Raw genomic sequence first — 21,724 nt, forward strand, 5'->3', positions numbered from 1 at the left:
GGATAGAGACATTTGGCATTGATTAAGATGATTCTATCCATGATGTATTACGTATAAACACAAGGAACTGGTTTATGGAAACTGCAGAAAACGCATCAAAAGCAAATAAAACTTCTGGATTAAATAAAGCAGCCCATGTCGCTCACGAAGTGATTGACGACACCACTCAGGCAACGTACGAAGTGGCTAACAAACTTGTCGATACAGGAGACGAGTTTAGTAATGTGGCGCACGAGACTGTCGATAGAGTAACGACTTCTGCACAGCAAGCGCTCGACAAGTTGAATGAAAAAAAAGATCAACTTAGGAATGCTGAACAACAACTCTTGGCAAACTATTCCACGTATGTGCGTCAAAATCCGATTACGTCGGTAAGTATTGCGATGGGCGTGGGATTTTTATTAAGTAAATTGCTCAATAATCGATAAATTTTCTGATTGTGAGCTATGCGGAAGGATGCGGGGCGCTCAATTATGAATTTGAGAGCCCGCGCAAAGTGAAGGCGTCAATCCAGATCTGAATTTAAGCCCATTCTTTCATCATTACCCTCGAATTATTCGAATGGTGTACGCACCGATTCCGATCGGCGAGTAATGTCGGACGCGGGCAAAATATTCGCCCGGGGCAAGCTGGCGGCGAATGCGGGCATTGAAAGAGTCGCCGCCATCGTCGTCGCTGCCAATTTCCGGTATCTGGCTGTTCGGGCCGTGCAAGGTCATTACGGTATCGGTTGCGCCGCTGGTCTCGATCGTGTAGGTATCGTCGGCGGTAACGGTAAACCGGTAGACGTCGCTTTCATTCGCCGCGGAAATGGTGGCATTGACACTGGCGCCATTGATGATCAACTCAGGAATCGGGTTGGGATTTGTGCCTTCGGTGCGCACTGCAACTGCGTAATTTCCAGTGCTGTTCGGACTAAATAGACGAATGCGCAAATAGTACGCGCCTGCCGACAAATTACGCGTGATTTGTGCATTGAAATTCTCGCCGGCGTCGTCGTCCGAGGTCACTTCGAGGTTGGCATCGTTCGGGCCGAACAGCGTCATGAACGTATCGGATGGACCGGTGGTGACCATCGTATGCGCCCCGAATGCCGGAACATCGAACCGGAACACATCGATTTCGCCCGCTGTAGCGATATCGGCCTGGCTCGGCGTGGCGCCAACCACCAGCACGGGGATCTGTGGTTGCGGCTGGGGTGCTGCATCGTCATACACAATCCCCAAGGCGGCGCTATCAAGCACATCGATTGGCCGCGAACCGACCGGCCCCGACGGCGTGTTATTCATCAGATCGGTCATATTCTGCCCAAACGGCCCGCCGGCGGCTGGCAAATACCCCTGATTCGGGAAGCGCAGTTGCCATTCATGCCAGATTTTGTCCACCATGCTGTGATGCATGAAAAATACCGGATCATTCGGCGAGGTCATCGGCAGCATCGAACCGCCAACCCAGACATGGCCGCGATTGTGCAGGTTGGGCCCAACCCAGCCTTCTACTTGATTACGGAAGCTGGGATTGCTGTTCATATCCCAGGGAGATCGGTCATACGGCGTGACCGCCATGACTTGGTTAATTTCCGCTTGCGTGGGCAAGTTTGAGAATCCGTTCTGCCCAAACTCGCGCATCAGCGGCCCTGCCGCTACGCCACTGGCATTGATGATGGTCCATTGACCAGCGCGGAACGGCCCGGTGCGAACGACGCCGCCGGCATCACCGTTGCCGCCGAGCAGATCGTCATTCCACATTGAAGCAGTCGTTCCGCCTGAGGGCCAGTTCCAGTAAGGTATGCCAAGATTCGGATTGCCGGAGACGCGCTGCAACTCACGCTCGAGATCGAAAATGAAGCGGCGGTGCCAGGGCAGGAAAGCCGGACATCGATGAATCGCGCTCATAATCGCGTTTGCGTGCCTGAGAACGAATTGGTCATAGACGCCTTCGGCCTTCAGGGCAAGAATGGCAGCGACGAATTCAGCTCGCTCCGCAGTGGTTAAGGTATTTGCATCTTTTCGGATAGCCATGAGAATTTCCTCCGTATTGATTACAATGAATTACTCATCGACATGAGAAAATTCGACGGAATGCTTGGCGATCGCTCGCGCCAGCTCCAGTAATGAGCCATACAAGGTATAGGGCATGTACTTCGAGGAGAACTTATCTTTTATCGGATCATACTGATAGTCGATTTCCTTGCCGTTGATGGTCAGTTCGGTATTGTTCGTGATCGTAATCGTGCAACCGGCGAATGTTTCGGTATGTTGTGCCATGGTCTAGCTCCTCGTTTAGGGGTTTGTTTTATTGATCATGATGAAAAAATCCATGTCTTCTCTCTCTCGATCGTGCTTCGGGTAAGTCGCACTTTTTCGGATGACGTTACTCATCGATGTCACATTGCAGTTCTGCAGGGGCGATCTTTTCCGCATGACGTCCTTGCCCGCGGATCGTTGCTGAGAAATCCACCCAATAACCTTCCAAAGTAGCGTCATTGAGATTCACGATCCCAAGTGTCCGCGGGAAATCCGTGGCCACGCTCTCGGTTCCCGTTGCCTGGATAGTGAGCAGTTCAAGGCGGAGGGTTTTATCAACATGCAAGGCTCTGAACCGCCCGGAACGAGTGGCCTGCTCAGTCATGAAACAGCTCTGATATTGAGCCTGCAGTCTGAACGTGCCTTCCTTGGCCATGGTCAGCAATCCCGACTGCACTGTAGGCAGCGCCGAGCATTTGTCTGTTTCAGCGGATCGTATCCGGCAAGTCATGTTCTTCAAATCAACGGTCTGCTGCGCAAAGGCAACCGAATACGTGGCCAACAGCATCAGCGTGCTGGCAAGTATCGAAACGGATGCGGTCTTGATGCGTTGTCGGATAATCCAGCAAACAGGGTGATTCTCGAATTTCCCATATTGCCTGTTTGCAGGACTATCTTTGTATTTCATGCCATCATTTCACGCACATGCCGGCACAATCCGCGCCGTTCTTCGCAGGATCGCAATCATCTGCCGGATCATCAACGCATTTCATGCCGTCAGGACAGGGGAATCCGGCAATGCCGCCACACATTTGTTTCGGTTTCTGGCCGTTATAAGCGGAGCTGCCTTTCGGCGGATAATCGATGCGTTTTCCTTCCCCGGATTTGGAAGGTTCTGTTGAACCGATCCTGACGGTTTCTTGCAGCTTGTGCGGTTGAACGGTTTGCACATCGATCGACTCGACATCGCCATCGGTATGCCGGGCGGTATATACACTGACGACATCCAGCGGGACTGGACTTTTCACCACCAGAAATCCTTCCAGAAATGCGAAATCGACGCATACCCCATTAATTGGGCAAAAATAGCCTGCGATGTCGAAACAGCTTACGCCGACCGCGCCATCCGGCTGAAGAACGGCGCTTTTGAACGGAGTGACATCGAAGGGGCCGGGTTCCGCGCCAAATTGTGTGGCCAGCGCCACTTTGGCAGCAATCGTGATTTTCTTATTGGTAGGGTTATGGATATTCACGAGGGTACGATAAGTGCCTCGTGCCAATGTGCCGTCCTGGTGCGGCAGCAATAGCGAGCAAGCTACTTTTGCAGCATATTGATACTCGGTTTTGACGGTCTCTGCATATTTTGCCGGTTCTGCCTGAGAAATGCCGGGCATGCCGATCAAACCGAGTCCGCCATATAGTCCAAGCAGCACAGAAAAAGCAGTCATTTTGTCGAGTTGTTTCATGATCATCATCTCCCTGGGTTGAATGCGCTCAATCGAGCAGGTTTTTGTAATGCCAGCCAGCTTGTCACTGAAAGAATTGCTCTTAAAACTGCCGCTTTTGCTTCCCCGGCAATGTTTCCATTGCCGGTTGTGGAAGCTGACTGACGCTCTACAATCAAGAAATCAACACAAACCGTGCCTCGGACGGCACGCCTTGGTCATTGACTACAAACAGCATGTAATAGCCCGGCGGTGCGATATTGCCATGTGCCGGGGCTGCGGTTTCCAGCGTGGTGGCTGTGCGCGAGCGAATCGGCAATTTGATGTAGCGTTGGCCGGCATCAGTGTGGTGCGTGACGGCGATCGGTGCGAGCAAGGCTATTGCAGCGATATCCGCAGCCTCCGGTGTTTCGATGACAAAAATGCTTGCATATGAAACCGCCGGCGGTGCATTGGCGATGACCGGGCGTGCCCCCAAGCTCAGATAGCCCGGAGAATAGAGTTCCATCGAATGCTGATCCGGATCCGCCGTTCCTGGCGCCACGCCCCCTGCGGTCACAACTTTGCCTTCCGGCAGCAACAGGCAGACCGAATGATACTGGCGCGGGAAATTCAATGGTGCGCCCACTGTCCATGTGTCGGCTGCAGGATCGTAGATTTCCGTTTCCAGCACCGGTGTGGGTGACCATTTCTGACCATTGCTGTGTCCGCCGATGATGAGTATCTTGCCGGTCGGCAGCACCACGGCATTGACATTGGTGCGGCCGACATTCATATCCGCGATCCGCGTCCACGCCGAGCCTGCAATGCCGCCATTGAATTCGATCACTTCCGCAGTTGCGTTATTGCGGGCCGTGGCCGGGCCGGAGACTCCGCCGCCGAACACATACAGACGAGTGTTGACCGGGTTGACTGTGGTGTCGATCATCAGCAGGCTCATTCCTTCCTGCCGGTCGTAAAACTGTTGCTGGCCGTAATCGGTCCAAACGCCCGCGTTGGGCCCCGTCAGCGTCAGATAAGCGGTCTGAGTTCCGGTTGCGCCGGCCCAGCCGGCGCGGGTATAGAAAATTTCCCCGGAAGGCAACAGATGCATGCCCGGATAGAGCTCATCGAACGAACGGTTTGCGCCAGCGATCGGTGTCCAAGCGCCGCCTCCGAATACCTCGACTTCTGCCGCGACGGGATGCCCGCCCGAGAATGCGAGTACGTGCCCATCGCTCAGGCTCGCGGCGGTCGGATACCAGCGGGCATGAGCCATGCTGGCAGCCGGCGCAAATGTCCCGCTGTCGGGATTGGCGGTATTCGGCGTGAAAATAAAGCAACGATTATTGGTATGTCCGGCGCCATTGGTGTCCCCGCCGGTGATCAGCAAGCGGCCGTCCGGCAGAAAAGTATGTCCGCAACAGAAAAAATCTTCCGGCAACGTGATGACGCCGGGCATGATCTGTTTAGTCGAAGGATCCCAGATACGCGCCTCGAGCGGATAATTCCGTTCTGCCGCGCCGGAAAAGAGCAATACATGGCCGCTGTTCAATAATGCGCCATGAACCACGAAAATCGGCGAGGGTTCGAGCAGTTCCCAGTTGTCCTTACCGTCTCCGCCGCAGGGATGGTGCTCGACCTCGGGGCATTCATGCACGCGCAGGGTCGGCAATTGGTAACAGATCCGTTCCAGCTCGTCATCGCTCAGCTCGACTTCCTGCAACGCTCGAAGGATGGCTGCCATGCCTTCCATCATATGCATTTCGACGTGGCAGTGGATCAGGAAATCTCCCTGCAGGCGGTATTTCTTGCGTTTTTTCCCATACTTGTCATTGTGATCAGTGCAGTTCGAGTGCGCATCGTGCTCATGATCATGATCATGGTCAGAAGAGTGGTGAGAAGTAGACATGGATTCATGCGCATGCTCATGCCTGGATTCGCTTCTGGAGTGGGAATGGCCGGCTGTTTCATGTTCATGGGGATGTCCGCTGTCATTTTCAGACCCAGAGGATGAGTGAGGATGAGTGCCGGTATGATCGTCATGCGGTTCGCATTTACAATCCAGCGGCAGCGGCAACAGCAGCACGGGTGGCACGATGGTGTCGGCGACAAACGACTCGGCCGGGCCGAGTGAGCGCGTATCGACCCATTCATTGCCCCAGCGCCAGCGCTGTCCATGCAAATGGAAATTGTGCCATACCATGCTCATGTCCAGGTTGAACACATACCAGCGCACGCGCATTCCGCTGTTCGCAACGATGGTCGGCGTATTACCGACGAATGTGCGGCCATTGATCGCAAACGACTCTAAGCCTGCGCCGCTGCGCTCGGTCACGGTATGTGGCTGATTGCCCGCATGATTCCAGGTGACCACGGCGCCGACGCCGACCGTAATGTCGTCGAGTTCGAAGCGCGGCGGTGTGTCCATAATGTTGATCGTCGCGGACAAAAAACCGGTGGCTGTGACGCGGACGCGTCCTTGCATTGGATGAAAGCGGCAATAATAATCGTATGTTCCTTCCTGATCGAAGGTATGGGTGAATGTATCTCCGGTATTCAGCGTACCGCTGTCGAACAGCGCATTATCGACATTTGCGGTAAGTTTATGAAAAAAGATCGGCACTTCAAGGTCAGTTTCTTCGCAATGAGGATCACGCACGACAATGCCGCCGAACAATCCGCGCTTGGTCACCTCCTCAATATGCATGTGATGGTCGTGGAAAGGCCACGCACCGATGGCATCTTGCTTGACATCAAATACGTAACACCATTGTTCGCCCGGACAGATCGCATCGCTGCGGTTGGAGCCGTCGTATGCCTGAACGCCGAACGGCCAGGAACCATCCGAGTCGATGCCATAATGCAAGCCGTGGACATGCAGGCTGTGTGGCTTGTTATCGCCATTCAGCACATGGATATACAGTCTTTGTCCGGGTTGCGTGTAAATGACGGTGCCCGGGATTCTACGCTCGATCCGTGGCTCGTTGGTGTCTGCAGCAATGAGCGGCGCAGTGTTCAGGATCGTGTATGCGTCATCCAGATATTCACGGTAAACTAGGGCGTCCAGAGAGCGCCGATCAACTTCCGTCTGAGGTATGGTTGCATCTGCATGATCCATGTTTTTCATGCAATCCAACCGGTGCTTATGATGCTCTGCATCATCGGGAGCGACAGGACTGTAATTGGGAACAGTCTCGATTTTGAGATAAATATGTCTGATAGTCATGATAGGCGCCTCCTTGTACACAGATACTCATCAACATGAAAAGTACGCTCGATCAGTCGCAGCCTCAGCCTATCCATGGCCACTGCACTTTCAGATATCAGATTTATTCATTCCATCAGTTCATAGCGTACATTTTCCTGTTCCGTTTTTGGGCGAGCTATTTACCCTGGCATATTCCCGGGCAATCTGCACCACCCTGAGCAGGGTCGCAGCTATCGCCGGGATCATCGATACATGTCTGTCCATCAGGACATGATTTTCCGGTAATTCCACCGCAGGCTTGCGGTTCGGTAGCCTTGCAGGTTCCCGGGTGATCAATCGATATGCCTGCAGCAACAGCTTCACAGGCGTTGCCATAGGTTTTTCCATCACAACCGCATACCGGCTGGTATTCTTTGGTGCATATCTCAGGTTTGGTTTTGCACTGACCTTGCGCGTCAGCAACTTTGCATTGCCCGACGCCGAAGTCGCAATATTGCGCTGCCGGACAGGTCAAGCCTTGGATGGTGCCGCAAATCTGAGATTGGGGTTGTGGTTGGGGAGGCGTGCTTTTCTCACATCCGATCAGCATGATGGAAATAAAAAAAGCAATTGATACAGTAGTCAATCCATTCATGATGTTTCCCCTTTTAATGATCGATAGGCTGCTCTTTTAATTTATTTTTATCGTTGGCTGCTCGTTTCTGTCTGTATGGTTCTTAAGCAGCCATTTGAGCATAGCTGTACAGTAATGATCTTTCTGTACGGTAGGTAACATTGCAGAGAGGAGGTTAAAGCTCTAAAATTTCCGCGTTTTGCACGCAGTCATTCTGTCGCCGCCAATTCGACTGCTTATTGGATCCAGATGAGCTGGGATCATCTGATTTTGCTCATTGGTTACGTTGAATGATTCGCAAGATCACGCTTCTTCTTGTCACTGCGGAACTGGATAAACTGAGGCTTGTTGGTACATCCAGAGATAACCCAGATGGATGATATGACTCATATTTTTTCATTCCTACTCTTCAGTGGGGTGTCTAAGCGAATATAATAACAAACACCATATGTTATCCCTTCCAACTTAGGGGCTTTCTCCAGTGCGCCCACTTCTCTCAAACCTCCTGCGCACTGGGGTATATTTCAACCAAGCGTATTAATCCATAAATAAACTGTGAAGAATGAATGGGTATGATCCCTACAAAATTTTCACATTCAATATGTTATTTTCTTTTCAACCTGTGGCTCTCCCCTAGATGTTGCAGGTTAAACGGTTATTTCTAATTTTTAGCCATTTTATTGATAACTGATATCCTTTCATTATAGACCTGAACGCGCTTATCGAAAGATGAGCGCGTTTTTTTACACCTCATCCGCAGACCTATGTCGAGGAAGTGAATGCGCATGCGTCAACACAATCCGGACGGAATACACATCTGATCAGAGATTGGTTTTTATTCATAGTTTGCTTGGTGGAATGAGAGGTAGAACGGTAAACGATGATCGCTCTGATTGCAGTAGGGCGATATTGGGCTGAGAAATTATTTCAAGAGCCTCAGTCCTGAAAATAATTATGCAACGGCGCTCTCAGACATAGCTCAATCTGTTTTTTGACGCCCATTTTTTTATAAACGGCGGATAGATAATTGCGCACGGTTTTTTCAGTCAGCAAGAGCTGTCGGCTGATTTCTCTGGCAGATAAGCCTTTGCCGGCGAGTCGCGCGACCCGGCGTTCGTTATTGTTCAACTCGGGATGAAGCGATGCGGTGATTTCGCCGGGCAGAGAGGGCTGCGCGGTCACTTGCTCCGGTGATTGCGGTGCTCGAGTTAGGGCCGGATTGGTCATATCAGCACAGCGGCGGTTGATATGAGCCTTGCAGATAGCGGCGACCAGCATGCTGCTCGGGCTGTATTTGCTGATAATGCCTGTGACGCCCGGTGGAAGTTCGTAGGATTGGAGCTCGTGCGAGTAATGATGTGAAAAAAGCAGGATCCTGCTGTGGGAACCGATATTCATCAATCGTAACCGATGTTCAGGGCATCGATCATTGATCAGCCCGAGATCCATCAGAATGACGTCCGGCTTGTTCGTAGTGATCAAATCTGACAAGCCATCGATACTACCGGTTTCTGCCAACATGCTGATGACTGGATGGTTCTGAAACAGCATTCGTAAGCCCATGCGGACAAGATCGATGCGCTCTGCAACCACTAAGCGGATTTTATGTTGAGTCTTTTCCATCATAAGGTTCATCCAACTCTGGCAATCCGATAAATCGAAGGCCGTGAATCAATCGTGTAACACGCATAGTTTCAAATTTCAGAGAGCGTGGCATCACCCATTTGGGTGAGAAAAAGCAAACTATGGAGAACTATCAGTCTCGGCCAAGCAGAGTTGATTCACGTTCAAGATGCGCAGTGATTGTTCATGTTCTATGCTTTCGTAATTATGAATTTTCCACTTTTCCAAATGGCACCCAATCGCTAGAAGGGGCAGCACCTAATTTAACCCAGCCGATATAATCCCCCGGTGAAGGCGCGAGTTTAAATAAAATAGTGCCATGAGGATATGAGTTTGGTTTTTCAGGAGGAAGGTTTTTATGCGTATTCATAACAGCCGTTGGAACATGTACTAGTGGATCGCTACCAATAGGCATGAGTGCTCCCATTTGTCCCTGAGCGTTAGACAATATACCCCAATTAAAGCTGGGATTACTGATGCGAATTGGTTCTCCGGCACAGTTGAGGGTGTCTATGGTTATACCGGCAGCATATCCCAAAAAGAACGACTCGGCTCCCAAGTCTTCCGTATAACATCCATGAAAACTGGATCCGATGACGTTTGAGCCGGTAGCCATCCCAACCACAAACCCAAATGCTTTATTGAAATCACTTTGACCGTTTTCAACACGCGGGCCATAAAGTCCAGCAAAACGCGCTCCACTACCGGCATTTCCACGATACAAACAGTCCCGGTGTACGCACAAATTATTATCATTAAAAATTTCTTCTCGATATCCATCGCCTACATGTGCGGTATATTTTGTACCCGCAACATGACCGGCTGATAAAGGATGTAAAGCACACGTAATTTGGGTTTCAGAATCTACAGTGGCAACCTGTAGCCACTCTTCTCCTACATGAATGAAATCCCCTGAGCGAATTCCATTTTTTCTGAATTGAGTGCCCGACCCTGTAATGATGGCAGATACACCTTTACTGACACTGACTGTTCCTTTGGCGAAGGTTTGCCCGCTATGCTGAAAGATACACCGTTCAAATTTCATGCAATCATTTCCACCGGCTGATCCTTTTGCATCCAAAAGCACTGCATCTTTCCTGGCTCGCAAAAATATTACTCGCTCGAATTTTGATTGTCCTGCTCCTCCACAATACATCGCATGATCCGCTATGAGAGAAGCATTTAAGGTGAGGTGCCGTACTTCAACTAGAGTTTGATTCTGAACAGCTAATACTGAACGTAGAGGTGCGTTTGTCGTTCCAATCTGGGCGCCATGACCCTCGATGATCAAATCTGATGAAATTTGTAATTCATTGCTGACAATATATGTTTGAGGTCTAAAGTGAAGGGTTTTATTAGAAACTTGAGCTTCTGTTATTGCGGCTTGAATAGCAGCAAAATCATTTGTTTTCCCATCTCCAATGGCACCAAAATCATGTACATCTAAATTCCACGTTGTAAAATTTGCACTCATAGATAATTCTCAGGAATTTGAAGAAATTCGCAAAATCAAGTAAACAGAAACCATAACTTAAGTTAACGTTTCTGTTTACTCTTTAGGCTGCGTTCTAAAGTGGCATGAGGTTTACGACTAAAAGACTACACCTACCTGCGAATGCCGTATGTGCGGCATTATCAGTTATCCATAATTGAACATCTTTTTGGGATTCATGTGCTTGTTGCAACAGCGTAAGCATGCTTCTGCCCGGATCATTTCCCTTTTTTGTGGTAATAAAGTTGGTATCGCAATTCACCCCTGCTGGAAGTGTAAAGCCGGTTTTTATTTTTATTTCCATATTTCCAGCCAGCTGGCCATTAAAAGGAACATTGCCAAAAACTGCGACACGCTCAATTTTTCCTTGGATAAGTCCGTTACCAGCAAAAACGTTGTGTGTTAGTGCAACCGTTAAAATGAAGGATATTAATAATTTTAATTTCATGTCTCACTCTCCTTGAATGGATATTGGATTAAAAAAAGGAAATTATTACAGCTACCCTTTCCAGGCTTTTTAAAGATAAATCCATCAGGTATTTATCTTCCCTAAAAATTACTTTGGCTTACATTACCTTAGTCAAAGTAATTTTTAATATAATCCAGAAATCCTTGGTTGACTCCTACAAAGCGCTACATAACTAATCCTAAACGCTACAAGCAAGCTAATCCTTTATTTATTCTATAGTCGTTTAAAATGAATCAGCAGATTTAACTAAAATACCCGCCGCATGGGGCGATGAATTAAATCCGAAGAGATTAAATATTTGGCGATTACTGATAAGTATTGATTTTTGAAAACAAAAAACTTAAAGAAGATCTATCTGGTGGACTCTAACTTCGGAAGGAGATAATCCGAAACGTTTTTTGAATAATCGATTGAACCAGGAAAGATTGTCAAACCCTGTATTTAATGCGAGTTCGCTAATGCTCAAATGATGATATGAGCTGTTACATAACTGAGTATAGGCAAGCTGTAATCGCATTTCATTGACATAGTCACTGAATTTTGTCCCTAGGTCATGAAACATGGATCGAATATATTGAGGAGAGACGCCATTTCTGAAGGCTACATGATTAATTGATAAGTCATTATCGGTAATATGATTGTCGATATCCTGCTTGATCAATTTGAAGCGAGCAGCTTTTGCTCCCCGCTGTTTTGCCAGCATCGATTCTTCAATTCGTGATCCCGCTATCAGCGTAATCAAGTCGTAAATATGCTGGGTAGTAACCGACGCAGTTGTTTGAGAAAGACTATTCCTGAATTGTGCAAGCGATGTAGCGTAATTCAATAATAATGATAATTCGGGAGTCGATTCTCGAGTTATTCTCTTCAAAAAACAACTTTCCAAGTCTCTGACTCGAGGATAAATAACCTCGATGGGCACAGTCGTCACTGCAATGGATAACGTTTCATTCGTCTGCACTTGGTAAACGGCGTCATTGGGCATTAATAACCCATCACCAGGCATGCAGCTTATTGTCGTATTTATTCCCAATGTAACGTTCATTCTTCCGTCGATGGGAATGATCAATGACATCAACTCGCTATTTTCTTGGGCAGCCTGGGAATGCGTCCTTTGGGAGCTATGTGATGACATCGTCACTTTATGAACATTGAGCTCGGGAAGGAGCTGAGAATTTACTTTGATTAATGGAGATGGTCCCTGGCGCGGCTGTATATCCATGTTGGCAATTGTGGAGTATACGTGCCTAAAGGCATTATCTTTTTCAGTTGCAGGTAAATCTTCTGAAGAAAATTCCCAATAACTCATGATGATCTCTCCCCTCAGAGATGTTATTGGTCATACTACTATACAAAATCGCGCCTATGAAAAGATTCTGCCGTTTCTCGGTTTTATCATTGGATTTCTGTGGGCGTTGCCGCGCGAGCAGCTACTGACTACTTGAGAGGAAATCCGCGCCAAATACCCCGCGGTGGACAATGAAGCAGAAACAGGGGGAATTTGGCGATCCAATGCCGCCAAAAATCAATGATCGGCAATCCGTGCTCAGAGAAACTGGCAGTAGTTCCAAAAGATTTAAAATTGCTGATTATTCATTGCTTTCCTAATCGCTAACATCTTCAATGGATTAACCATTAGGATGAGATCGACAGAAGTTGACTAATTCTCGTTGATTCTTAGTAGATGTTTTTGCGAACAATATCTTTAAATGGGTTCGCAGGGTATTCATGCTGATGTGCAATACTTCGGCGATTTCGTGCGTGCTTTGCTGTTGTAACAATTGATTGAGGACGCGAGTTTCTGCAGGAGTCAACCGGTACATTTTTGCAAAATCGTCGAGCCCGCCGCCCTTGAACTTATCCGGCTCGGTAATGACAACCATGATTCTCGCTGGCGTATGCAATTGCTCGCCTCGTGCCCCTGATACTGGAGAAAATAATGCCACACGAGCAGGCATGAATGGGATATTGCTAAATTTCAATACACAACCTTTTCCTTCTAGCGCATTACGCAAGGCATTCATCAATGCACTATTTTCAGAAGATACTGAACTGCGCAAATATCCTTGCTTGACGGTAGGGTTTCCACGACTCAGCATCAACTCGGCTTTTCGATTAGCAAAGTGTACTCGGCATGTTGCATCCAGGAGAAGAATGGCATCCTTGCTGTGATGTAAGACTTGCTCGCTAAATTGACGCAGTTCTCTTTCTTCATTCATTCTTCGGCGCATGAAGAGTGAGCGCTGAAAATGCGGCATTAACAGCCGGATCAGATCTTCATCTTTTTGATTGAAAGGTTGGGCAAGAAAAGATTTGTAAAAACTGAGAATGACGGGATTGGGTCGTTCGTGTGTCGCTTCTTCAATGATCGACGTCAGCACTACGCCGGTGCCATTCATCATGGGTTTGAAGAAATCGGTATAGATTTCAGTGTTCTGAAATGAATGCCGGTCGATGAATTGATCGCCGTGAAAAATCGCACCGCTGTAAGTCAATTGATGCTGGGCCGCGCCAGTTTTCCATTTATCGTGTTCCCAAAAATAGGATCCATAAGCCTGAGCGGCATCATGGGCAGCGTTCTGCAAAGGTGATAGTACCACCATCTGATGATTACCCACTTCAGGCGAACCAAACATGATGCTGTCTTCGGCATTCACGATCTGCGCAAGCGTGTGGACGAGAGATGGCCAGAGCGTATCATCCAGCGCCGCATCATAAATACGGGCGATGAGCGCATTCACTTTTTCTAAATCATAGGTCATGGCACAGCCTTACGATGACTTATTGTATTGCGCGCAAATTACTCACACAGTGCTTGGTTCTTTATCAATATAGCTGATTATTGCGCTTATGAGAGCAGTTGTGAAGGAGACTTGGGGAAATAGAGTCTTCAGAAAACAGTGCGAGATCACACCGAATATGTCGAAATATCCTGAAGCGCTTTTACCGGCGCAAAACTTTGCCGGTGTATCGTGCATGCGCCATGCAGTTGCAGTGCGGCCAAATGCTGTTTGGTCGGATAGCCCTTGTGTTGATCGAATCCATATTGCGGAAAACACTGATGCATTCTCTGCATTTCAGCATCGCGCGCCGTTTTGGCCAGGATAGAAGCGGCTGAGATTGATGGAACCAGGCTGTCGCCTCGGATGATGGTCTGGACTTTGCAGGTCAAGGCAGGTTTCTGATTGCCGTCGACCAGCACGATGTCAGGCAGATAGGGAAGGTTTTCAACAGCGCGTTTCATCGCCAGTAAGCTGGCTTGCAGAATGTTGAGTTGATCGATTTCCTGGACCGAGGCATGAGCGACTGACCATGCCGCGGCATTTTTTTTGATCGCAATGGCCAGGGCGGTGCGTTTTTTTTCGCTGAGTGTCTTGGAATCGGCTAAGCCATCAATGTCGAGGTCAGGATTCAAGATCACACAAGCGGCAAACACAGGCCCGGCCAACGGCCCTCTGCCTGCTTCATCGACACCGCCGGTCAATGGAGAAATGGCAAAGGCATTGATTTTGATGGATGTCACGGTGTTATATCGGGTCGCCGCATGAAATCATCATCGGCTATACAGTTCGAGCGGTGCACATCAACTGAGCTTCGGTGACCAGTTGATCGTCGACTTCAGCGCGGGCGGAATATTTCCATAATCCTTTGATTTGCCGCTCAATCGCCACTTTGAGAATTAATTGATCGCCGGGCATGACAGGTTTTTTGAAGCGCACGCCATCAATGCCGACAAAATAATATACGCTGTCTTCTTTGGGGCCGGTATCTTCGGATTTTATGGTCAGGATCGCGGCTGCCTGAGCCAGTGCTTCCACGATCAGAACACCGGGCATCACCGGGTGGTGGGGAAAGTGTCCTGAAAAAAAAGGTTCATTGATCGAGACATTTTTCAGCGCAACGATTTCTTTGCCCGGCTCGAACGAAAGAACGCGGTCGACCAGCAATATCGGGTAACGATGCGGTATATATTTCAGGATTTCGTGGATATTCATGGTGCTCATGCTGTTTTCCTAGTGGCGCAAGGTTCATCGCTGAAGAGGATGCTTGCTCTGTTGAGTGGTAAATTATTCATTCTCGAGTACCTTGATGACTTGATCGGTAATATCGATGCGCTGGCTTCGATACACTGAATCCTGCAATTGCAGTATCAGATCATATTTTTCCCGTTCTGCGATTTTACTGATTGCGCGGTTGATGCGATCCAGAATCACGCCATATTCTTCATTCTGCCGGGCGCTGAGATCTTCGCGCAGTTGCTTTTGGGCGCGCTGATATTCTCTGCTGAGATTGGCCAGATTTCTTTCCAGGCTGCGCCGCTCGGTTTCTTCCATGTTGCTGCCATCTTTCTCAAGCCGATCCTGCAGGGTTTTGGCCTGAGCAGTGATTTTCTTGATGTCGTCGTCGCGTGACGTGAATTCCAGCTCAATCTTTTTTTGCGCCTGGACTGCGAGCGACGATTCACGCAGGATTTTTTCGGTATTGACGACGCCAATTTTGATGCTGTTGGCAACTGATACGCCATGCACGATCGCAAGCGCGATAAACCCCGCAAGCCACATGGGCAGTACGGAACTCCATCGATGGATTGGATACGACTTATTCATTGGCATAGCCTCGTCGTCACGATTAGAACTGCTGGCCAAACATGAATTGGAAGCGTTGCAGATTATCGCTTTCTTTTTCATTGAGGGGTTCTGCAATACTGACTTTGAGCGGCCCCATCGGCGAGATCCAGGTCAGCGCGATCCCTGCCGAGTAGCGCATCAAATCGCTAAGTCCATCGACTCTGACCAGTTTTCCGTCGGCATCCAAAACAGTGGTCGATGTAAATCGATTGAAAGTGGTACCGCCATCGGCAAATACGCTTAGACGGAACGACCGATCATCCTTCAGGAAAGGTACCGGGAACAACAATTCGATATTACCCACTACGCGTTTGCTAGCGCCGACGGCAAGTAACCTGCGGGCCGTTGAATTGGTACTACTGAAGATAGTATCATCGCGCGGACCCAGCGAATTCAGATCATAGCCGCGCACCGAATTATTACCACCGGCAAAGAAATTCTTGAAGAAGGGCAGATCTTTTCCAGAGTAGCCATCACCATAGCCGAACTCAGTATTAATATGCAATGTCAGGAAATCGGTGAGCGGAAAATACCATTTTTGATGGTAACTGGCCTTGTAGTAATTCAAATCCCCGCCGGGTACGCTGACTTCGCCAAACAGGCGATGTGTCGTTCCGGACGTCGGCCAGATTGCGCTATCGCGCCGGTCTCTGGCCCAACTGATGGTGAATGGAAAATTGTTGGTGGATTTGCCAAATTCCTCAACAAATTGACGATAACGTTGCGGGCTATTGGCAAATACATCGATGGTGGTGTTTTCAGCGGCCAGACCCAGCGATACGATATCGTTCTCAGCAATCGGCACGCCGACGCGAATGCCCGCGCCGATGGTGTCGGTTTTGAATTCACCAAAACCAGGTAATTTACGCGTATCCAGCACCCGCTTATAGGCATCGAACCCTAGGCTCAGGCCATTCACTGTGAAATACGGATTGGTGAACGATACCGCATAGGTTTCGTTGATGGCGCCGCGGTTGGCGTCCAAGCTGAAGAAATTGCCGGTGCCGAAAATATTGTTCTGCGACACCGAGGCGTTCAGGATAATCCCTTGGCGATCGGAATAACCCGCACCGAACATAATCGCTCCGGTAGGACGTTCTTCCACCTTGACATTGATATCGACCTGATCGGTTTTATTGGCTACAGCCGGGGTTTCGATATTGACGCTGTTGAAATAGCCCAACCGATCGACCCGTTGTTTGGAATTATTGATATTTTTGGTTGAGTGCCAAGCGCCCTCCATTTGGCGAAATTCCCGGCGTATGACTTCATCCCGGGTGCGGTCATTGCCGCTGATGTTGATGCGCCGAACATAGACGCGGCGGCCTGGATCGATGAAGAACGTGAACGCGACCTTCCGATTCTCGTGATCCAATTCGGGCGAAGCATTGATGTTCGCAAAGGCATAGCCATCATCCCCGAGCCGGTCAGTGATCAGCTTGGTCGATTCAGTCAATTTCTGGCGTGAAAACACCTTGTCGCTTTTGAGCAGAATCAATTTCCGGATTTCTTCTTCCGGCAACAGCATATCGCCAGCTACTTTGATATCGGATACGGTGTATTGCGGACCCTCGGTAAGGTTGATGGTGATGTAGATATCCTTCATATCCGGGGTAATGGATACCTGCGTGGATTCGATGTTGAATTCCAGATAGCCGCGGTCAAGGTAAAAGGAGCGCAATGTTTCAAGGTCAGCTGCCAGTTTTTGCTTGGAATACTGGTCATTCTTGGTGAACCAGCTCAATATATCCGGTTTTCTGAGCACAAGCTGGCCGCGTAATTCGCTGTCCTTGAATTGTTCATTGCCGACAAAATTGATTTTCTTGATGCGGGCGGTGCGGCCCTCGTAAATATCGAAATTGATCGCGACCCGATTACGTTCCAGAGGTGTGGTCGTGGTCGTGATCTTGACCGCATATTTTCCGCGGGTGATGTATTGTCGCTTCAATTCCAGCTCTGCCCGTTCCAGCAATGACCGGCTGAAGATGCGCGATTCGGAGATGCCCGCCTGTTTCAAGCCTTCGAGCAGCTTGTCTTTTTCGAATTCTTTGGCGCCATTGATGCTGATTTGCGCGATGGCCGGACGTTCATCGATTTCTACAATTAAAATACCTTCTTCGGATTTGATGCGGACATCCTTGAAGAAGCCCGTGGCATAGAGCGCCTTGATGGCTTCGGTGGCTTTGGCTTCGTCTAAGGTATCTCCGACCTTGATGGGAAGGTAGCTGAATACCGTACCTGCTTCAGTGCGTTGTATGCCTTCGACACGAATATCTTTCACTACGAACGGGTCAATTGCCCAGGAAAAGGTCGTATAGAATACGCCGGCGAGTGCAGCCAGATAGGTAAATTTCATTATTTAACCAGTGATGAGCCGATTGATATCGTTATAGATGGCAAACGTCATGAGTGCGAGCAACATGGCCAGCCCGATTCTCTGGCCGATCAGGATAAACTTGTCTGAGAGCGGCGCTCCGCGGATCATTTCAATCAAATAATACATCAGGTGGCCGCCATCCAGAATCGGGATGGGCAGCAGATTGAGCACGCCGATACTGACGCTGATCAGAGCCAGAAAGGCCAGGTAGGAGACCAGTCCCATCTGCGCGGACTGGCCGGCGTAATCAGCGATCGAAATGGGGCCGCTGACATTTTTCCAGGATACATCTCCGGTAATCATCTTGGACAGCATGCGAAGCGTCAGTATGGTGGTTTCCCAGGTTTTCTCCAGGGCTTTCTGAACCGCTTTGCCGGGTGGGTAGGTGACCGTGACCATGAGCTCATCGATCTCGGCTTGATTGATCACCGGCGCAATACCGATTTTACCGATCGGCTTGCCGTTTTCAGTGGCAGCTTCTGGGGTAATGGTCAGATCGACAATCTTGTTATTGCGTAAAATTTCCAGTTCGAGCGTTTTTCCGGGATTATTGCGGATTTTCTGCACCAGTTCCACCCAGGTTTGGATTTCGATCTGATCGATGGCGAGGATTTCATCGCCGACCTGTAAGCCAGCATGATAACCGACACTGTTCTCGATGACCTGCGCAATGACGGGTTGAATGATCGGTTGATAACTGGTCAGCCCAAGAATTCCCGGAAAGTTTTCATTCAATTTATCGGGATCGACGTGGCTCAAATCCAATTGCCGCCAGTTGATCTCGCCTTTTTTGTTGATCGTTTGCACTCTGACATTGGAGGATTGATCTATGGCATAGCGCAGCAATGTCCAGCGCGCATCCTGCCAGCTCGCCACCGGCTCATTGTCGATAGTAACGATGGTGTCGCCGGGTTCAAACTGCGCCTGGGCGGCCGGTGAGCTTGGTTCAACCGGGCCGAGTATGGGCTTCATGCCATTTACGCCGAGAATGAACAACCACCAGTAGAGAACGATGGCCAGTAAGAAATTGGCAATCGGACCTGCTGCCACGATAGCAAAACGGCGGCCTACCGATTGACGATTGAACGAGCGAGATGCTTCTTCCGGCGGGACTTTGCCTTCATTCTCATCCAGCATTTTGACGTAACCGCCCAAGGGAATGGCTGCAATGACCCATTCTGTTTGATCTTTGCCCCAGCGTTTACGAAAAATCGGCTGACCGAAACCGATGCAAAATCGAAGTACTTTCACGTTATTCCAACGAGCGACCAGATAATGGCCAAACTCATGAAACGTAATCAATACGCCCAGCGCGACGATGAACGAAATAATGGTGTAAGTTATTGACATATCAGAGTGTGAAGAATGAAATGCATAAGGAAGAAGCGTTAAGTAAGATCAGAAAAACCACTGCGTTGAAATCAGGCATTAGAATGCTCATCCATTCCCGATAAATTGGATTTTTTTACCAGACTCAGCCTTGTTTGACTATTATTCGCGTTTTTTTTCAGAGCTTTTTTAACTGCGCCGGTGATTGCCATTTCACTGTTTTAAAGTTAACGCGAATCAAATACTACCATTAATAGCAAAAAATTGAATCTCGATATCATCAGCAATTCAATAGCTATTGAAAATTGCTCAACCATTGCCGTGCTTTGTTCCGTGCCAGCGCATCAGTTCTCAGGACATCTTCAAGCGTCGTGATTTCTTCAGGTTGAGTGACCTCCATGACATGTTCGATCATGCGGGGAATGGCGGTAAATGACATAGCTTTGTTCAAAAAGGATTCCACCGCGACTTCATTGGCGGCGTTGAGCACCGCGGGCATATTGCCGCCTGCAGTCAATGCTTGATAGGCGAGTCGCAGACAGGGAAATCTTTCGAAATCAGGTTCTTCGAAATCCAGGTGGGCGACTTTGAACATATCCAGAGCCGATACTCCGCTGTCGATCCTATCGGGGTAACCCATGGCATGAGCGATCGGAGTCCGCATGTCAGGATTTCCCAATTGCGCGATGACCGAGCCGTCCGCGTAGGCTACCATCGAGTGGATGACGCTTTGCGGATGGATGACCACTTGGATGTTTTCCGGCGCGGCATTGAACAGCCAGTGCGCTTCGATGACTTCCAATCCTTTATTCATCATCGTTGCGGAATCGACGGAAATTTTCTGCCCCATATCCCAATTCGGATGGGCGCAGGCTTGCTCTGGGGTTACCGCATCCAGTGAAGCGATAGGCGCGCAACGGAATGGACCGCCGGAAGCAGTCAGCAGGATACGGCTGACGCCGGCGGCTGTCAGATTGCCGTCGAAGCAGTGCGGTAAGGATTGGTAAATGGCATTATGTTCGCTGTCGATCGGCAATAGTGTGGCGTTATTTTGTTTGACCATGTCCATGAAAATCCGCCCGGCCATGACCAAAGTTTCTTTATTCGCCAGAAGCACGAGTTTTCCGGTGCGTGCGGCTGCAAACGTGGGACGGATGCCTGCAGCACCGACGATAGCTGCCATCACAGCATCGACCTCAGGCAATGAAGCGACTGTTTCCAATGACTCAATACCAGACAGCACTTCAGTGCTTAGACCGGCGGAGTGTACTGCTTGTCCCAATTGCTCTGCGCTTTGTTCATTGAGCATGACGGCATAGCGGGGTTGAAACTGCCGGCACTGCGCGAGCATCTTTTCAACATTATTGTTGGCGGTCAGTGCAAACGCCTGAAAGCGATCAGGGTGGCGGGCGATGACATCCAGGGTGCTTTCTCCAATACTACCGGTCGATCCCAGGATGGTAATTTGTCGGACAGTTTTCATGACGATGGCGAATAAAAAATGAGTACAGCCAACATTGCAAGTGGCAGAGTAGAAGTCAGGGCATCAATTCTATCAAGTATTCCTCCGTGTCCCGGCAGAATATTGCCGCTATCTTTGACGCCTGCCTGGCGCTTGATCAATGATTCGTAGAGATCCCCGACAATTCCCAGCCCGGCCATGACCAGTAGTAGGGGCGTCAGCGCCATCATCAAAGCTGGATCGGCCAGCCATAAGCTCCACGCCATACCGTAAAGCAGTACTGCGATCAAAGCGCCTGCCACGCCCTCCCATGTTTTGTTGGGACTGATCGATGGAGCGAGTTTATGTTTGCCAAGGGAGCGCCCGGTAAAATAAGCGGCCGTGTCGGATACCCAGATCGCCGCCATGAATCCCAGCAACAACAGCGGGCTGATCGTGCGCAATTGATAAAGGGCCAGACAAATGGGTAGCAGAACAATCCAGCCTATACTCATCGCGATGACCGGATGGTCAATCGTATACGCTTGCTTTAGATAAAGGGGCGCAGCCATTGTCCAGAAAACGACCGAGAGGATGTAGGCGGCGATCAAATCGCGAGTGTAAATATTCACCTGCATGGATTCCCGTAGAAAAAACACCAGCTCGCCGCCGATCAATACGGTCAACAGCATAAAAACAATGGTGTGCTTGACCGAAAGCCGGGTTAAACGGCTCCATTCGCGCGCACCTATGACTGTTAATCCTAGAATGAAGGTTACCCAGAAAATGTCGGGCAGATAAAATAAGGCGGAAAGAAATAACGGTAAAATAAAACTGGCAGTGATAATGCGGGTTTTAAGCATGAAATGGA

Annotated in this window: 19 protein-coding genes; 1 reads left to right on the plus strand and 18 read right to left on the minus strand. The window is 49.2% G+C overall.

Features of this window, described 5'->3' with window-relative positions; translation table 11 throughout:
* The first annotated feature begins 74 nt into the window (after positions 1 to 74).
* Positions 75 to 428: a DUF883 family protein gene (locus ABF87_RS00455; RefSeq protein WP_160827159.1), complete on the plus strand. Its 354-nt coding sequence runs from the start codon at positions 75 to 77 to the stop codon at positions 426 to 428.
* A 114-nt stretch (positions 429 to 542) separates the two neighbouring features.
* Here ABF87_RS00455 and ABF87_RS00460 read toward each other — a convergent pair whose 3' ends face one another.
* The 18 genes from ABF87_RS00460 to ABF87_RS00545 form a co-directional block, all read right to left on the minus strand.
* Positions 543 to 2,021 (minus strand): tyrosinase family protein, encoded by a 1,479-nt coding sequence (locus tag ABF87_RS00460; RefSeq protein WP_160827160.1) that lies wholly within the window; start codon positions 2,019 to 2,021, stop codon positions 543 to 545.
* A gap of 30 nt (positions 2,022 to 2,051) precedes the next feature.
* Positions 2,052 to 2,267 (minus strand): hypothetical protein, encoded by a 216-nt coding sequence (locus tag ABF87_RS00465; protein WP_160827161.1) that lies wholly within the window; start codon positions 2,265 to 2,267, stop codon positions 2,052 to 2,054.
* A 106-nt stretch (positions 2,268 to 2,373) separates the two neighbouring features.
* A complete protein-coding gene (locus tag ABF87_RS00470; protein WP_160827162.1) occupies positions 2,374 to 2,934 on the minus strand; it encodes a hypothetical protein in 561 nt (186 codons plus the stop codon).
* A 4-nt stretch (positions 2,935 to 2,938) separates the two neighbouring features.
* Entirely contained in the window at positions 2,939 to 3,712 is a 774-nt protein-coding gene (locus ABF87_RS00475; protein ID WP_160827163.1) for a Kazal-type serine protease inhibitor domain protein, read from the minus strand.
* A 154-nt stretch (positions 3,713 to 3,866) separates the two neighbouring features.
* Positions 3,867 to 6,899 carry a galactose oxidase-like domain-containing protein gene (locus ABF87_RS00480; RefSeq protein WP_160827164.1) on the minus strand — a complete coding sequence of 1,011 codons (3,033 nt, stop codon included), beginning with the start codon at positions 6,897 to 6,899 and terminating at the stop codon, positions 3,867 to 3,869.
* A 157-nt stretch (positions 6,900 to 7,056) separates the two neighbouring features.
* Positions 7,057 to 7,515: a Kazal-type serine protease inhibitor family protein gene (locus tag ABF87_RS00485; protein ID WP_160827165.1), complete on the minus strand. Its 459-nt coding sequence runs from the start codon at positions 7,513 to 7,515 to the stop codon at positions 7,057 to 7,059.
* 915 nt (positions 7,516 to 8,430) lie between these two features.
* Entirely contained in the window at positions 8,431 to 9,120 is a 690-nt protein-coding gene (locus tag ABF87_RS00490; protein ID WP_160827166.1) for a response regulator transcription factor, read from the minus strand.
* Positions 9,121 to 9,322: 202 nt separating this feature from the next.
* Positions 9,323 to 10,591 (minus strand): glycosyl hydrolase family 28-related protein, encoded by a 1,269-nt coding sequence (locus ABF87_RS00495; RefSeq protein WP_160827167.1) that lies wholly within the window; start codon positions 10,589 to 10,591, stop codon positions 9,323 to 9,325.
* A gap of 94 nt (positions 10,592 to 10,685) precedes the next feature.
* Positions 10,686 to 11,057: a hypothetical protein gene (locus ABF87_RS00500; protein ID WP_160827168.1), complete on the minus strand. Its 372-nt coding sequence runs from the start codon at positions 11,055 to 11,057 to the stop codon at positions 10,686 to 10,688.
* 361 nt (positions 11,058 to 11,418) lie between these two features.
* Positions 11,419 to 12,387 carry a helix-turn-helix transcriptional regulator gene (locus ABF87_RS00505; RefSeq protein WP_160827169.1) on the minus strand — a complete coding sequence of 323 codons (969 nt, stop codon included), beginning with the start codon at positions 12,385 to 12,387 and terminating at the stop codon, positions 11,419 to 11,421.
* Between the two features lie 319 nt (positions 12,388 to 12,706).
* Positions 12,707 to 13,840 (minus strand): LuxR C-terminal-related transcriptional regulator, encoded by a 1,134-nt coding sequence (locus ABF87_RS00510; RefSeq protein ID WP_160827170.1) that lies wholly within the window; start codon positions 13,838 to 13,840, stop codon positions 12,707 to 12,709.
* Positions 13,841 to 13,986: 146 nt separating this feature from the next.
* On the minus strand, positions 13,987 to 14,601 hold the full coding sequence (rnhB, locus tag ABF87_RS00515) for a ribonuclease HII (RefSeq protein WP_345789857.1): 615 nt from the start codon (positions 14,599 to 14,601) through the stop codon (positions 13,987 to 13,989).
* 37 nt (positions 14,602 to 14,638) lie between these two features.
* Positions 14,639 to 15,082, minus strand: coding sequence for a 3-hydroxyacyl-ACP dehydratase FabZ (gene fabZ / locus ABF87_RS00520; protein ID WP_160827171.1), 444 nt, complete (start codon positions 15,080 to 15,082; stop codon positions 14,639 to 14,641).
* A gap of 63 nt (positions 15,083 to 15,145) precedes the next feature.
* Positions 15,146 to 15,685: an OmpH family outer membrane protein gene (locus ABF87_RS00525; RefSeq protein ID WP_160827172.1), complete on the minus strand. Its 540-nt coding sequence runs from the start codon at positions 15,683 to 15,685 to the stop codon at positions 15,146 to 15,148.
* Between the two features lie 22 nt (positions 15,686 to 15,707).
* Positions 15,708 to 18,062 (minus strand): outer membrane protein assembly factor BamA, encoded by a 2,355-nt coding sequence (gene bamA, locus ABF87_RS00530; RefSeq protein WP_160827173.1) that lies wholly within the window; start codon positions 18,060 to 18,062, stop codon positions 15,708 to 15,710.
* 3 nt (positions 18,063 to 18,065) lie between these two features.
* A complete protein-coding gene (rseP, locus tag ABF87_RS00535; RefSeq protein ID WP_160827174.1) occupies positions 18,066 to 19,433 on the minus strand; it encodes an RIP metalloprotease RseP in 1,368 nt (455 codons plus the stop codon).
* A gap of 274 nt (positions 19,434 to 19,707) precedes the next feature.
* Positions 19,708 to 20,895: a 1-deoxy-D-xylulose-5-phosphate reductoisomerase gene (ispC, locus tag ABF87_RS00540; RefSeq protein WP_160827175.1), complete on the minus strand. Its 1,188-nt coding sequence runs from the start codon at positions 20,893 to 20,895 to the stop codon at positions 19,708 to 19,710.
* Complete coding sequence (locus ABF87_RS00545) at positions 20,892 to 21,716, minus strand: phosphatidate cytidylyltransferase (protein WP_160827176.1); 825 nt, start codon at positions 21,714 to 21,716, stop codon at positions 20,892 to 20,894. The genes ispC and ABF87_RS00545 overlap by 4 nt, the downstream gene beginning before the upstream one ends.
* Between the last annotated feature and the right edge of the window lie 8 nt (positions 21,717 to 21,724).

This window comes from Nitrosomonas sp. JL21, assembly GCF_009833095.1.
GTDB lineage: Bacteria > Pseudomonadota > Gammaproteobacteria > Burkholderiales > Nitrosomonadaceae > Nitrosomonas.